The sequence below is a fragment of the Paractinoplanes pyxinae genome, assembly GCF_026626335.1.
Taxonomy (GTDB): Bacteria; Actinomycetota; Actinomycetes; order Mycobacteriales; family Micromonosporaceae; genus Actinoplanes; species Actinoplanes pyxinae.
The window spans coordinates 360,450-374,183 of record NZ_JAPNTZ010000006.1; the positions used below are offsets into that span (position 1 = coordinate 360,450).

12 protein-coding genes, 3 tRNA genes and 1 pseudogene are annotated in these 13,734 nt (G+C 69.6%); 8 read left to right on the plus strand and 8 right to left on the minus strand.

Annotated elements, in window-relative coordinates; translation table 11 throughout:
• The first annotated feature begins 117 nt into the window (after positions 1–117).
• The 5 genes from OWR29_RS18835 to OWR29_RS18855 all read left to right on the plus strand — a co-directional run bounded on the left by OWR29_RS18835 (position 118) and on the right by OWR29_RS18855 (position 3,905).
• Positions 118–804: a signal peptidase I gene (locus tag OWR29_RS18835; protein ID WP_267564212.1), complete on the plus strand. Its 687-nt coding sequence runs from the start codon at positions 118–120 to the stop codon at positions 802–804.
• An 11-nt stretch (positions 805–815) separates the two neighbouring features.
• Positions 816–1,517, plus strand: coding sequence for a hypothetical protein (locus tag OWR29_RS18840; RefSeq protein WP_267564213.1), 702 nt, complete (start codon positions 816–818; stop codon positions 1,515–1,517).
• 257 nt (positions 1,518–1,774) lie between these two features.
• A complete protein-coding gene (locus OWR29_RS18845; protein WP_267564214.1) occupies positions 1,775–2,230 on the plus strand; it encodes a hypothetical protein in 456 nt (151 codons plus the stop codon).
• Positions 2,231–2,494: 264 nt separating this feature from the next.
• Positions 2,495–2,707, plus strand: coding sequence for a hypothetical protein (locus tag OWR29_RS18850; protein ID WP_267564215.1), 213 nt, complete (start codon positions 2,495–2,497; stop codon positions 2,705–2,707).
• A 190-nt stretch (positions 2,708–2,897) separates the two neighbouring features.
• Positions 2,898–3,905, plus strand: a complete 1,008-nt coding sequence (locus OWR29_RS18855) for a zinc-dependent alcohol dehydrogenase family protein (RefSeq protein ID WP_267564216.1) — start codon at positions 2,898–2,900, stop codon at positions 3,903–3,905.
• Here OWR29_RS18855 and OWR29_RS18860 read toward each other — a convergent pair whose 3' ends face one another.
• From OWR29_RS18860 to OWR29_RS18875, 4 genes are all read right to left on the minus strand, one after another.
• Positions 3,906–4,853: a GlxA family transcriptional regulator gene (locus tag OWR29_RS18860; RefSeq protein WP_267564217.1), complete on the minus strand. Its 948-nt coding sequence runs from the start codon at positions 4,851–4,853 to the stop codon at positions 3,906–3,908.
• Between the two features lie 451 nt (positions 4,854–5,304).
• Positions 5,305–5,376, minus strand: a tRNA-Val gene (locus OWR29_RS18865).
• Between the two features lie 20 nt (positions 5,377–5,396).
• Positions 5,397–5,467, minus strand: a tRNA-Cys gene (locus OWR29_RS18870).
• Positions 5,468–5,501: 34 nt separating this feature from the next.
• Positions 5,502–5,574, minus strand: a tRNA-Gly gene (locus tag OWR29_RS18875).
• Positions 5,575–5,726: 152 nt separating this feature from the next.
• Between OWR29_RS18875 and OWR29_RS18880 the strand changes: the two genes are divergently transcribed.
• The gene (locus OWR29_RS18880; RefSeq protein ID WP_267564218.1) at positions 5,727–6,908 is read left to right on the plus strand and encodes a GNAT family N-acetyltransferase; all 1,182 of its coding nucleotides are present in this window, start codon (positions 5,727–5,729) and stop codon (positions 6,906–6,908) included.
• A 47-nt stretch (positions 6,909–6,955) separates the two neighbouring features.
• Positions 6,956–7,183 (plus strand): annotated as a pseudogene (locus OWR29_RS18885) (hypothetical protein); the annotation flags it as partial.
• 53 nt (positions 7,184–7,236) lie between these two features.
• Here the strand turns inward: OWR29_RS18885 and OWR29_RS18890 are convergent.
• Positions 7,237–8,931 (minus strand): CocE/NonD family hydrolase, encoded by a 1,695-nt coding sequence (locus tag OWR29_RS18890; protein ID WP_267564220.1) that lies wholly within the window; start codon positions 8,929–8,931, stop codon positions 7,237–7,239.
• A gap of 352 nt (positions 8,932–9,283) precedes the next feature.
• On the opposite strand from OWR29_RS18890, the gene OWR29_RS18895 reads away from it, so the two are divergent.
• Positions 9,284–9,847 (plus strand): TetR/AcrR family transcriptional regulator, encoded by a 564-nt coding sequence (locus tag OWR29_RS18895; RefSeq protein ID WP_267564221.1) that lies wholly within the window; start codon positions 9,284–9,286, stop codon positions 9,845–9,847.
• On the opposite strand, the gene OWR29_RS18900 is transcribed toward OWR29_RS18895, so the two are convergent.
• From OWR29_RS18900 to OWR29_RS18910, 3 genes are read right to left on the minus strand one after another with little or no spacing between them, the layout of a single operon-like run.
• Positions 9,848–10,402 carry a pyridoxamine 5'-phosphate oxidase family protein gene (locus OWR29_RS18900; protein WP_438872617.1) on the minus strand — a complete coding sequence of 185 codons (555 nt, stop codon included), beginning with the start codon at positions 10,400–10,402 and terminating at the stop codon, positions 9,848–9,850.
• A 15-nt stretch (positions 10,403–10,417) separates the two neighbouring features.
• Positions 10,418–12,124: an ABC transporter ATP-binding protein gene (locus OWR29_RS18905; protein WP_267564222.1), complete on the minus strand. Its 1,707-nt coding sequence runs from the start codon at positions 12,122–12,124 to the stop codon at positions 10,418–10,420.
• On the minus strand, positions 12,121–13,707 hold the full coding sequence (locus OWR29_RS18910; RefSeq protein WP_267564444.1) for an ABC transporter transmembrane domain-containing protein: 1,587 nt from the start codon (positions 13,705–13,707) through the stop codon (positions 12,121–12,123). Before OWR29_RS18910 ends, OWR29_RS18905 begins: the two co-directional genes overlap by 4 nt.
• Positions 13,708–13,734 lie beyond the last annotated feature (27 nt).

Sequence of the window (13,734 nt, forward strand, 5' to 3'; positions counted from 1 at the left end):
GACAGGGGGCGGCGCGCCGTGGGCAAGCATTCACAACCCGCTGACGACCGGCCGCTCGTACACCGTGCCCGGTCCCGGATTCGCTGGCTGCTGCTCGATTCCCGGGATGCCTTCGTCGTGTGCACATTGGGATTGCTGCTGGTTTCGGTGGCGCCGGTGCTGGTGGGGTGGAAGTCCACTGTTGTGGTCTCCGGCTCGATGATGCCCAAGATCCGGCCGGGCGACGTGGTCTCGGCCGCCCCGCCGCCGGACAAGGTCACGGCGGGCACCGTCGTCCTGGTCGACGACCCGGCCCACCCCGGCGAACTGCTGATGCACCGGGTGATCCGCTTCGACGACGCGGGCAGCATGATCACCAAGGGCGACGCCAACCAGACGGCCGACACCACGCCGGTGCCGATGGCGAACCTGGTCGGTGTTCCGCGCATTCGCATCCCGTGGATCGGGTTGCCCTATCTGTGGATCCGGCAGGGACGGTACCTGCCCGTCATTGCGGCCGGCATCTTGCTGCTGGCGCTCATGCTCTGGCGCCCACCGACCACCGGGCCGGACAAACCAGTTCCGCTCACCGATCCGGCGAAGATCCTTAACCGGCCCGTGGACGCCGATTCCTACCGCTATCCGACAACTGCGAAGCGATCCTTGAAAGGGCCCGTCGACGCTGACTCGTACCGGTTCAGCCGTCTCTCCGGCCGCGAACTTGTTCGCAACTCAGCTGCTCTGTTCCGCTACTCGAACCCTTCCATCGTTCAACCGAACTGGACCGGTGAAGCCGCCGCAGCGGTTTCCACGGGGGAACGATGAAGGGGAGACATATGCGCGGGAACGTCAACACGGCAGTCCGCACGGCAAGCACGACGCGTCGCCTCGGCCGGGGCGTGGCCGCAGCCGCGGGCCTGGTCGCTTGCGCCGGGATCGTCTGGACGTCCTCACACGCCACCTTCACCTCGACCACCAGCAACGACGGCAACACCGTGTCCGCCGGTACGGTCGCCATCTCCGACAACGACGGCGGATCGTCGAAGCTGTTCAACACCTCGGGCATTGCTCCGGGCGACGCCGCTGTCTCGAGCTGCATCGCCGTCACTTACACGGGTTCGCTGACGCCCACCGCGATCAAGATGTACTTCCCCATCACGGGCACGAACAAGGCGCAGGAGAGCGACGCCGGCGGCAGCTACGTCGACTGGGCCGACTCTGACGCCTCGGAGATGGACAAGTACACCACCCTGCACGTCGAGGTCAACACCACCGACTTGACCCTGACCAACCCCACCTTCAACGACTGCACGCCGGCCAGCAACTCTTGGCAGGACGTCGTGGCGGCGACCCCACTTCAGACGCTCATCAAGAACAACAACACCTACGCCGGTACCAGCCTCGCCTCACCGGCCATCGCCCAAGGCAAGTGGCGTATCTTCCGTTTCACATACGAGCTTCCGGCGTCCGCGTCTCCGCAGAACGGCGCACAGGGTGACGGCGTGAAGTTCGGAGTCAATTGGGAGGCGCAGCGATAGGCGTCAAGTGACTCGGCAAGTTGGCTCCGGTGGCGTTCAGCCGCCGGAGCCGCTTCGCGTTCAGCGCCGCCGAGGCCCTGCCGAACAGGCAAGGGAGGAGGCCGGGAGCCGTGGGCAGACATTCCCGCCGGCCGCAGCGCCGCCTCTGGCGTCGCCTGCGCTGGTATGCCGCCGCTACGGCCGTCGCAGTAGCGGTGACTCACCTACGCCCAGCCGACGCACGCTTCACGGCCACCACTTCGAACAGCGGCAACGCTATGTCCAGCGGGACGGTCGTGCTGACCGGCTCGGCCGCCACGGGCAGCCAGTTCTTCACCGCCACCAACGGGATTCCCGGGAGCACCGCCTTCACCTGCGTCATCACGACGTACACGGGAACGCTGCCCGCGACGGTCCGCATGTATATCCCTGCGGTGACCGGCACGCTGGGCTCGTACATGGTTTTTCGAGTTCAGAGCGGCACCGGCAGCAACACCGACTGCAGCGACTTCACGGCGACCAGCACGCCTTACAACAGCACCGGCATGCGCGCGTCCTCGCAGACTCTGGCGAACTTCGTCTCGACCAGCAGCACCTGGGCAACCGGAGTCGGCACTTGGTCCGTGACCACCAACGCGACCCGGACGTGGAAGCTCGAGTGGATCATCCAGGGCGACGACGCCGCCCAAGGCCAATCCGCTACTTTCACGGCCCGCTGGGAAGCCCAACGCTGACCTCGAGGCCGGCAAGAGTTAATTTCGAGGATCTTCGGCCTGGCGGCTGCCATCATCGTCGCCGCCGGAGTCGGCGTTGTCCCCCAGGCCAACGGTCTCAGCAGCTACGGGTGCCCTGACCCGACCGTGAGTGACCGGCTCAATGTCTGCCTCTACAAGGGCTACTCCCTTCAGCCGTCCCCCGGTTTCTGGCGTCGCTCCTGGGGCCAGGTCGGAAGCGGCTGCCAGAACCTGTCACTGCACCGCTGGACGACCGGTGGACCCGTGAACGACGCGACCTCCAGCCTCGGCGTGTCGGTCCGCACCGACGCCGGCGCCTACCGGGTGCGCTTCTACAACTGGACGAACTGCTCGTCAGCCAACGGGTACGTCGACCGGGAGGTCTCGGGCAGCGGTTACAACAACCGCACCGACTTCGGCCTGGACTTCTACGGCCTCGACGACTGGATCGGCTCCGTTCAGATCTTCGCGATCTAAGTTCCCGATTCGGCCGCAGCGTCGCCGCAACAGGTGCAGGGCCCCTCGTTCAGGCGAGCCGGGCGCTGCACCTGTTGTCACTATCCTCGCGGATAATGGCATTGCTGCCACTGGAGTCCGTGGATCGCGGGCGTGACGCTGAGAGGGAACCGCGCGTCGCGCACTCGGGACCACGATGGGGAACTCTGCTATGGCTGAATCGATGAAGGCTGTTGTGCTCACTCGTTTCGGAGGGGCCGACGCTTTCGAGGTGCGCGACGTCGCCGTACCGGAAGTCGGGCCTCGCCAGGTGCGGGTGCGCGTTCATGCGACCGCTATCAACCCGCTTGACTATCAGATCCGGCGCGGGGACTACGCGGATCAGGTGCCGCTTCCGGCTATCACCGGGCATGACATCTCCGGCGTGATCGAGGAGGTCGGATCGCACGTGACGGAGTTCCGTGTCGGCGACGCGGTGTACTACACGCCGCGGATCTTCGGTGGGCCCGGCTCCTACGCCGAGCAGCACGTCGCCGACGTCGACCTCGTGGGCCGGAAGCCGGAGAACCTCAGTCACCTCGAGGCCGCCAGCCTGACTCTCGTCGGCGGAACGGTCTGGGAGGCTCTCGTGACGCGGGCTCAGCTCACCGTGGGCGAGACGATCCTGATCCATGGCGGCACCGGCGGCGTCGGCACGATCGCGATCCAGGTCGCGAAGGCGATGGGCGTACGAGTAATCACCACCGCCAGGGCCCGCGATCACGAGTTCGTACGCTCGCTCGGAGCGGACGCGGCGATCGACTTCGCGGCGACGGACTACGTCGATGCCGTGGCCGAGATGACGCGCGGCGAGGGGGTCGACGTCGTCCTCGACACGATCGGCGGCGACACGCTCACCCGCAGCCCGCTGGCGCTCGCCGACTCCGGACGGGTGGTCAGCATCGTCGACATCGCGCAGCCGCAGAACCTCATCGACGCGTGGGACAAGAACGCCGCCTACCACTTGGTCTTCACCCGGCAGAACCGGGGAAAGCTGGACGCGCTGACCAACCTGGTCGAGCGCGGCCTCGTGAAGCCGATCATCGGCGCGACGCTTCCGCTCGCTCGCGTGGGCGAGGCTCACGAGCTGCTGGAGAACAGGCGGTCGTACGCACTCCGCGGCAAGGTTGCAATCGATGTGGCCGGCGAAAGTGTTGCGCTTCCCCCGCGTACGTCGTAATTAGTTCCGCCCCGAGAAGGTGGCGCGATATTCGGTGGGCGACACATCAAGGAGCCGGCGGAAGTGCAGCCGGAGATTCGACCCGGTCCCCAGTCCCACCTCTTCCGCGATGCAATCCACCGACAGCTTCGTGCTTTCCAACAGTTCGCGGGCGGTGTCGACCCGCGCCCGCAGAATCCACTGCAGCGGCGTGCTGCCGGTCTCTTCGGCAAAGCGACGCATGAACGTACGCGGCGACAGTTGCGCGTGCGCGGCGAGCCCCGCAATCGTGAGCGGCTGCCCGAGCCGCGCCATGGCCCATTCCCGCGTCGCGGCCAGGCTTTCGCCCTGCACGGCCGGGCCGGTCTTCGGCAGGTATTGAGCTTGACCCCCGGCCCGGTAGGGCGCCGTGACGAGCCCCCGAGCGATCTCATTGGCAGCGCTCACACCGAGGTCCCGCCGAACGATGTGAAGACACAAATCAAGCCCGGCCGCAGCCCCCGCCGACGTAAGAATGGACCCCTCGTCAACAAAGAGCACGTTCGGCTCAACCGTGACCCGTGGGTGCCGCTCGGCAAGCTTCTCCGCCGCATCCCAGTGCGTAGTAGCTCGCAGCCCATCGAGCAGCCCAGCATCCGCCAGCGCAAACGCCCCGTAACAAATCGAAGCGATACGCACCCCCTTTCCTGCAGCGCTCCGAAGGGCCTCGCACACCTCCACCGGAATCGGCCGGCCCGCCGGTGCGTACCCCGGCACAACGATCGTGTCCGCGTCGTCCAACGCTTCCAGCCCTCGCGGAACCGTGAAGCCGAAATCCCCGTGCGCCGGCACCGTCCCCGCGACAACCCCACAGGTCGACACCTCGTAGGGAAAACCGGACTCGGGATGAAACACCTCCGCCGGAATCCCGACGTCCAACGGCAGCGCCCCCTCGAGGACGAGAACCACCACCCGGTGCGATTTGCGCATCCCCGGCCCCCATCCACCCCGATGCCAGTCGTGGCACCATCCTCGCACCTGCGCGCATTACTGCCATCGCGCCGGACGCTTTGCCCAACGGTGCGCCCGATCGATGAGGGCTCGGCGTGAGAGACCGAGAAGAACACGCTGGGCTCCAACGGGCCGCTCCCCCGGCCCTAAATCCGGTGCCGGATACTGACCGCGAGACCTACCATCGACCGCGAGCGCGGGCTCGGATTTGTCGCCGAGGGCAACGGTGGCCACATGGGAGCCTGATTTGTCCCGCACCCCCGCGCCTCCCACCGACGCGATGCCGTCTCGAAACAGTGTTCGCACGCCGACGCCGAATAGCGAAGGGTGCCCACCGCACCGTGGGGTTTCAGGGGGCTCGGCCCCCTGAGCAGACATGACGAGGGGCCGCGGTCTGCGCTTTCCGCAGACACACGGCCCCTGCCACTCGTGGGCGATACTGGGATCGAACCAGTGACCTCTTCCGTGTCAAGGAAGCGCGCTCCCGCTGCGCCAATCGCCCTCGGGTATAGACCTCTTGCGAGGTGGAGACGGGATTTGAACCCGTGTAGACGGCTTTGCAGGCCGTTGCCTCGCCTCTCGGCCACTCCACCGAGCAGGCCCAGCACGTCTGTGAAGGCCTCTCCGAGCGGACGACGGGATTCGAACCCGCGACCCTCACCTTGGCAAGGTGATGCGCTACCAGCTGCGCTACGTCCGCTTGTCCCCCCGGGCTTCCCCGGCGACGGATGAAACATTAGCGGGTCACCAGGGGCCTTGCCAAACCGGGGTACCCCGGCGCGTCGCGGGATGGGGTTCACCTGGGCGTTCCGTGTTATCCACAGGCCGGGCTCCCGGTGTTGGATGAAGGCCATGGAGTTCCGACAGATCAGCTCGGCTGAGCGCACGGCGACCATGTTCCCCCTGCAGACGTACGCGTTCATGCCTTCGCCCTGGCCGGCGGAGGAGGAGGCGGCGTACGAGCGGCGCATGGCCTATTTCGCGACCGCGATCAACATGGTCGCCGAGGAGGGCGGGCGGGCTCTGGCCTGCGCGGCTTCGCTGCGGATGCGGCAGAACGTGCGTGGCCAGGTGCATGACATGGCCGGCATCGCGTCTGTCGCCTCCCATCCGTCGGCTCGGCGGCGGGGGCTGGTGCGTGGGGTGCTCGAGCGGCTGCTGCGCGTGGCTCGCGACGAGGGCAGCACGGTCAGCGCGCTCTATCCGTTCCGGCCGAGCTTCTACGCCCGGTTCGGCTATGTCGGCACGCCGCGGCACCGGATTGCCACTTTTCCGCCTGAGGGGCTGTCTCATCTGACGCGGGCCGAGCTGCCGGGCGAGGTCGAGGTGCTGCCCATGCGTGAGGGTTACGCCGAGTGGCAGGGCCTGCAGCGGCGTCTGCTCGGCGAAAGGCACGGTTTCGCGGTGTACGACGAAACTCGCGCAGCCGAGTTCCGGGAGGACAAGCGTTGGGTGGCGATTGCACGCGTCGACGGTGAGGTGGCCGGCGCCATCGAGTACCGCGTGGGGGCGTACGGCGGGGATCTTCACGGTTCTGACCTGCTGACCACCGGTCCGCTCGGGCGGGCGCTGTTGCTGCAGTTCTTCGGCCGGCACGTCGACCAGGTGGCACGCGTCCACGTGCGGGTGAGCACCGACGAGGTGCCCGAGTTGTGGGGCACCGACTTCACCGTGACCACCGAGGCCAAGGTCGACCAGCCCCGGCACGGCGGCGCGATGGTGCGCGTCCTCGACATGCCCGCCCTGACCGGCACGGCGGTGGGCGACGGGGACGTCACGATCGAGATCCCGGACGACCCGATGGTGGGCGGCCTGTGGCGCCTGACCGGTGAGGGCGGCCGCCTGACGGTGGCCAAGGGCACGAACACCCCGTCGGCCACCCTCACGGTCGGCGGTTTCAGCGGGCTTCTGTACGGCGTACTCGATCCGATCGAGGTCGTCACCCGCGGCCTGGGCCAGGTCGACGCCGCCGCGGTGGGCCCACTGAGCAGCCTGTTCCCCCGCCAGATGCCTTACATCTGTGCCGACTTCTGAGCATTTCCGGGCACGCGCGGCCGGGCGGGAAAGGAGATAATCGCGGGATGAAGGGCTCGATCTTGTCCTACAAGTCCGAGGACTCCGTGCTGAGCATCTACTCCAAAGGGTCCGTGTTGTCGATCGGGTCCATCGGGTCGTCGCTCTCCATCGGGTCGGTCGGTTCCAATCTCTCGATCCTGTCGATCGGGTCGTGGCTGTCGGTCGGGTCGATCCTGTCGGCCGTGTCGATCGGGTCGGTCATGGCCTGGCGGTCCCGCTGGGGCATCCTGTCGGCGCCGGCCGAAGACCTCCAGCGAGTGCAGGCCAAGCTGCCGAAGCACAAGCGCTAGCGCGTCGGCAGGTCCAGGTAGGAGCCGCCGGCGATGGTGATGCTGCGGCCGGGCTCGTTGGCGTCGTAGTACAGCGGGTCGACCGTGTCCACGACCAGGGTCAGCGAGTGGCCGGCGGGCACGTCGTAGGCGGCGGCTGACATCGCCACGTCCACCGGTCCGGCGCCCGTCCAGGTCACCGGGGCGTGGGTGATCAGGCGGGCGGTGCCGACGGCGTCGAGGTCGTAGAGGTAGGCGACCAGGGAGCCCTGCGCGGGGCTTCCGGTCAAATTGAGGTGTACGCGGGGAATGCCCCGGACCTTGAGCGGTGTCCCGGGGCGGGCCGCGGCCCAGACGCCGGCGCGGGCCCGGCTGACCGTGGGCAACCACACGGACGGGCGCTGGTTGGTGAAGGCGGCCACCCCGTTGGTGAGCAGAACCACGCCGCCGTTGGCCGTGGTGTCCAGGTCGGTGGGCAGGCTCTTGGTCCAGCCCGTGGTGGGGGCGCCGCCGAGCAGACCCGTGCCGTCGAGCGGGCGGATCGCGCCGAGGCCGTAGCGGGTGGTCGCCGTGCTGAGCGCGGACCAGTCGGCGTACGACTCGGTGGCGGCGTTGTCGGGGCGGATCAGCACGGGCGGGCGGGTTTCGCCGGGGCGGCCGGCCAGATGCTGGTCGAACCAATCCCGTACGCCAGACCAGACGTCATTCTCGAAGCCGAAGACGCCGCCCAGCTCGGCAATCGCGTGGTCGCCGGGCCGAAGCTCCAGCCGCTTGGGCCCGGACAGCCCGCGGTAGAAGTCAACCAACTGGTTTGGTGGGAAGAACGAGTCGCCCCAGGCGTTCGCGATGAGCACGGCCGGGCCGTTGGCGTTGATCTGCGACAGGTACGTGGCCGGGGAGCGCACCCGAGCCCAGGCCATCACGTCGGCGACGTCCCGGTTGGCCTTGAAGTCGGCCAGTTTGCCGCTGAGCTCCGGCCCCGAGTTGCCCAGGAGGGCCGCCGCCAGCTCGAGCAGCCCGGCCGACTGGCGGTGGCGGGTCTGGTCGCTGTAGAGCGAGTACACGAGGTCGGTCCAGCCGCTCATCATGGCCACGACCCGGATCCGCTTGTCGAAGGCCGCGCCGAGCAGACTAAGACCGGCGCCGTACGAGATCCCGGCCGCCCCGATGCGGTCGGGGTCGGCGGCCGTGTTGGCCAACGTCCAGTCGATCACCTTGGACAGATCGGCCATGTCCTTGGGCCCGGCCGTGTCGATCTCGCCGCCGGAGGCCCACCACCCGCGCGGCGTGTACGAGACGACGACGTAGCCGCCCTCGGCCAGCTTCCGGGCCTGAGCCAGGTATTCGAGGTCGTTGAGCCCCCAGCTCGCCGGCAGGATCACGGCCGGGTAGCGGCCCGCCGCAGCCGGGCCGATGACGTTGGCCTTGAGCGTCACCCCCGCCCCGGCAATGTCCACGAACTTGAACCCGCTGGTGGCAACCGCAGCCGACATGCCGGCCCGCCGGGTCGCGCGGTCAGCTTGAGCCGCTACGGAGCCGGCCGGTCGGGCGGCGCGGTCAGCTTCAGCCGCTACAGAGCCGGCCGCGAGACGAGACGTCCCGTACGGCGCAGGGCGTGACGAGGCGGCGGCGGCTGAAGTGGGGACGGCGCCGGACAGGGCGAGACCGGCGGTCAAGGCGACGCTGAGCAGGATCTTGCGGCGGGGCTCCATGCGCACTCCTCAGGCAGAACAAGGCGGTCAGCCGCCCCCGGCGGACGCGGTGGCACGTCCGTGCGGGTCGGGATCGCATATGGGAGGGGCTGGAGCGCTCCGGTTTCGGCAGCGTAGGAGCCGGTTCCGAGAAATTGAACTTCATGACATTATCGTTACCAGCCAGTAACGTAGGTCACTTCGAGGCATGAAAGCGCAGGCCACAGCCGCGGATGGGGCAGCGGTCGAGCGGGTGGCAAAGGCAGCTAGGCGGCGGCCAGGGCAGGCCGGGCGGCCGGGGCGGGCGGCCGGGGCGGGCCGGGCGGTGGTTGGGGAAGCACATGGGTGGTCGCGGAACGGAGGGAGGCGGGCGATGCTCTACGGGGTGCAGGCGCCGCGCCGGCGGGATGCTCGGCGTAACCGGGAAGCGATCGTGCTGGCGGCCAGCGACCTGATGACCAGCGGGCGCGACGCGGTCGGCATGCCGGAGATCGCGCGCCGCGCCGGGGTCGGGCAGGCCACCCTCTACCGCCACTTTCCTGACCGCTTCGCGCTGACCGCGGCGGTCATCGCGCATCAGGTCGAGCGTCTGGAGGCGTACATCGCCGCCACCGACCAGCAGCCTGCCGCCTTCCGGCCGATGCTCGACGCCGTACTCCACACGCAGGTCACCATGCGGCCGCTCGTGCACCTGGCCCGCCGCCTGGACCCCGCGGTGCAGGGGCGTTACCTGCGCCGGATCGTGGCCCTGCTGGCCGAGCCCCTGCGCCGGGCCCAGGAGCACGGCTTCGTCCGCCGCGACCTGGAACCGGCCGACCTGATCCTGATCTTCACCATGGTCGAGGGCGTGCTCGAAGGGCCCCTGGACGGCCGGGCCGCGGCCGACCGCACGATCGACCTGGCCCTGAACGGGGTCTTCCGCACCACCGCGGCGTGATCAGGCATTGAAGATGGGGCGGCCGTCGATGCTGACGGCGTTCTTCTTGCGGCGGTACTCGGCCAGGTCGTCGTCGGAGCGTCGCTCGTGGGAGCGGACCAGCAGGTCGCGGTCGCCGTCGTAGGTCATGAGGGGTACCGCGTACCCGCAGGAATCGCTGACCCGCTCGACTGTCACGTCGATCACCGAGCGGACGCCGTGCGTGTCCGGTGGCGTCTCGAACAGGGGCAGCAGCTCGGCGAACTCGGGCGCGGTGACCGGCACCGTGCGGCCGTGACCGTGCAGCCGGACGATGTTCGGCGGGCCCTGGAAGGCACAGAACATCAGCGTGATCCGGCCGTTCTCGTCGAGGTGGGCCGTCGTCTCGGCGCCGCTGCCGTGGTAGTCCAGGTAGGCCACACGAAGCTCGCCGAGCACGGCGAACGTGCCCGCCATGCCCTTGGGTGAGACGTTGACGTGCCCGCCCGGCCCGTTCGGGGCGGTGGCCACGAAGAACATCGGCTGCGCCTCGATGAACTCGCGCAACCGCCCGTCGATCCGCTCATGCACCTTCACCAGAGCCCCCGCCTTTCAGTCGCTGCTGTGCCAGGAATGCCACAACGCCGCGTACGGGCCGTCGGCCTCGACCAGTTCGTCGTGCGTGCCCACCTCGATGATGCGGCCGTCCTCCATGACCACCACCCGGTCGGCGTCGTGGGCCGTCTGCAGGCGGTGGGCGATGGCTATGACCGTACGTTCGTGCAGCACCGCGGCCAAAGCGCGTTCCGCAGTGCGGGCGGCCGTCGGGTCGAGCAGGGCCGTGGCCTCGTCGAGGATCACCGTGTGGGGGTCGGCCAGCACGACCCGGGCCAGGGCCAGCTGCTGGGCCTGGGCGCCGTCGGGCGGCTGCTCGCCCAGGTCGCGGTCGAGGTCGTCGGCCCAGTCGGCGCCGACCATCTTCAGGGCCCGGCGCAGGTCGTCGTCCGGCGCCGTGATCATCAGGTTGTCGCGCAGGGACTCGCGGAAGACGTGATGCTCCTGCGTCACCAGCACCACCTGGCGGCGCAGCACGTCGGGCGGCAGGTCGGCCACGGGCACGCCGCCGACCGTCAGCGTGCCCGAGCCGGGCCGGTCGACCCCGGCGATCAGGCGGCCCAGCGTCGACTTGCCCGCGCCGGAGAGGCCGACGATAGCCAGCCGCTCCCCCGGTCGTACGGTCAGGTTGACGTCGTGCAGAACGTCGCGGCCTTCGTCGTACGCGTACCGGACGTTGCTGATCTCGATGCGGTCGTCGGTGGGCAGCGTCGTGGCGGCCGGGGGCGCGGCCGGCACCGAGGCCAGGCCTTCGATGCGGGCGAACGACGCGCTGCTGCTCTGCAACGACTCGATCCAGATGAGGATCATGTCGAGCGGGCCGACCAGCTGGCGCAGGTAGAGCACGGCCGCGCTGACCGTGCCCAGGGTGACGCGGCCCTCGAAGAACAGCCAGCCGCCGATCAGCAGCACCAGCACGCTCGGCACCGCGTACGAGATTTCGACCGACGGAAAGAACACGCTGCGCAGCCGTAACGTGGCCAGCCGGGTCCGCCGGGTCTCGGTGATCACCTCATGGCCGACCGCCAGGCGGCGCTCGGCCAGGTCGAACGCCTCGATGGTGCGGGCGCCGGCGGTGGTGGCGGCCAGCTCGTCGGCCAGCCGGGAGTTGGCCTCGCCCTCGGTCAGGTAGGCCGAGCGGGCCCGGCGCAGATACCACCGGGTCGAGAACCAGATGCCGGACAGGCCGAGCACGCCGACGATGCCGAGCAGCGGGTCGAGCACCAGCACGGCGACGACGATGAAGACGATCTGGACGATCCCGATGAAGATGTTGGGCAGGATGTCGCGCAGCGTGTTGGCCACCGCGTCGACGTCGGTGGTGCCGCGGGCGGCCAGGTCGCCGGCCGGCACCCGTTCGATCACCGCGGCGGGCAGGCCCAGCGAGCGGCGCAGGAAGTTCTCGCGGATGCGGGCGGCGGTGCGCTCGCCGAAGCGGTAGGCGATCGACAGCGACTGCCGGGCCAGCAGGGTCTGGGCGATGGCGCAGGCCAGCACGGCCAGGGCGAGCTTGTCGACCGTGCCCACCCCGCCCCCGGCCCCGACCTCGTCGATGATCCGGCCGACCAGCCACGGGCCGCCCAGACCGGCCAGCGCGGCCAGCCCGTTGAGCGTCATCATCACGGCGACCGAGCGGCGGTCGGCGGTCACCAGGCGCAGCGCGGCCCGGCCGACCTGGCGTTGATCGGCGACGGGGAGGTTCACGCGTCCTCCTCCTCGAAGACGCGCGTCACCAGGTCGCGGTAGCCGGGCGTGGTGGCCAGCAGCCGGCGGTGGGTGCCGGAGGCGGCGACCCGGCCGTCGACCAGGTAGTGCACGACGTCGGCCCGGTCGAGCAGCACCGGCGACGTGGTGGCCACGACCGTGCCCCGGCCGCGACGAGCCTCGCTGAGGCGTTCGGCGATGGCCGCCTCGGTGTGGGCGTCGACCGCGGACGTGGGCTCGGCGGTCAGCAGCATCTCGGGGTCGGCGTGCACGGCCCGGGCCAGCCGCACCCGCTGTCGCTGTCCGCCGGAGATGTTGCGGCCGGACCATTCGATCGGCCGGTTCAGGTCGGACGCGACGTCGTGGGCGACGGCGGTGGTGATCGCGGCCCGGACGCGGTCGTCGTCGGGCTCGTCGCGGCCGGCGATCACGTCGCGCAGCCGGCCCGCGAACAGAGCCGCGTCCGGCTCGGCGACCAGAATGCGGGCGCGGACCTCGGCCTGGACCACGCCGGCCAGCGGGCGGCCGCCCCAGGTGGCTTCGGTCGGCCCGTACGCGCCGAGCCGGTCGATCACCGCGGCGGCGTCGGACGGACGGGCGCCGGCCAGAGCCGTGAGTTGCCCCGGTTCCACGAAGACGCCCGAGGCGGGGTCGTGCAGGGTGGCCGGGCCGTCGGGGGCCGGGTCGCCGGACGGGTCGTCGACCGGCAGCCGGAGGAAGTCGACCACGCGCCGGGCCGATACCAGGCCGCGGGTGACGTCGAACGAGCAGAAGATCAGCACGTTCACCGGGATCACCAGCATGGCCGTGTAGCCGTACACACCAAACAATTCGCCCACGGTGAGCTCGCCCGACGCCGCGAGCCGGGCCGCCAGCCAGACAACGACGGCCAGGAACACCACAGGCAAGCCGTCGCCGAGCGCTCCGATCCAGCTGAACGGGCCGCCCACGCGGTAGCCCTGGTCGCGCAGGCGGGCCGATTCCCGGTCGTACCGCTCGAGATGGGTCTCTTTGCCGCCGAGGCCGTTGAGGATGCGCAGGCCGCCCAGCACGTCGACCAGGCGGGCGTTCAGTTCGCCCTGCTGCTCGCGATAGCCCAGGCCGGCCCGTTGACCACGTTGGAGCAGCGGGCCGACGAAGATGGCGAGCACAGGCACGCCGATCAGCACGACGACGGCGAGCATGTGCGACGTACGGAAAAGCACCACGGCCACGACCGAGATGGCCAGGACCGAGGCGACCCCGACGCCGCCGACGTTCATGGCCCGGCCGATCGTCCACACGTCCGAGATGCCGATGGTGACGACCTCGCCCGCGGTGATGCGCCGGGGCAGCGCCGAGCCGAGCCGGGTGGCGTGGCTCATCACCAGGTCGGCCGTCTGCAGGGCGGCCGCCATCCGCATCTTGGTCATGCTGCGGTGCCGCATGATGCCCAGACCGGCACTGGCCGCGCCGACCACCAGCACGGCCGCGGCCCAGCCGATCAGCGTGCCCGGTTCGCGCGGGGCCAGGCCGTGGTCGATCGCGCGGGAGAGCAGCCAGGGCGCGGCGGCCAGGCTGAGGAACCACAGCGAGCCGAACATCGCGCCGAGCGCAACCCGGCCCTTGTT

Coding starts and splice junctions, on each gene's coding strand:
- OWR29_RS18840 (WP_267564213.1), top strand. CDS start 816: ATGCGCGGGAACGTCAACACGGCAGTCCGCACGGCAAGCACGACGCGT.
- OWR29_RS18845 (WP_267564214.1), top strand. CDS start 1,775: ATGTCCAGCGGGACGGTCGTGCTGACCGGCTCGGCCGCCACGGGCAGC.
- OWR29_RS18855 (WP_267564216.1), top strand. CDS start 2,898: ATGGCTGAATCGATGAAGGCTGTTGTGCTCACTCGTTTCGGAGGGGCC.
- OWR29_RS18860 (WP_267564217.1), bottom strand. CDS start 4,853: ATGCGCAAATCGCACCGGGTGGTGGTTCTCGTCCTCGAGGGGGCGCTG.
- OWR29_RS18880 (WP_267564218.1), top strand. CDS start 5,727: ATGGAGTTCCGACAGATCAGCTCGGCTGAGCGCACGGCGACCATGTTC.
- OWR29_RS18890 (WP_267564220.1), bottom strand. CDS start 8,931: ATGGAGCCCCGCCGCAAGATCCTGCTCAGCGTCGCCTTGACCGCCGGT.
- OWR29_RS18895 (WP_267564221.1), top strand. CDS start 9,284: ATGCTCTACGGGGTGCAGGCGCCGCGCCGGCGGGATGCTCGGCGTAAC.
- OWR29_RS18910 (WP_267564444.1), bottom strand. CDS start 13,707: ATGTTCGGCTCGCTGTGGTTCCTCAGCCTGGCCGCCGCGCCCTGGCTG.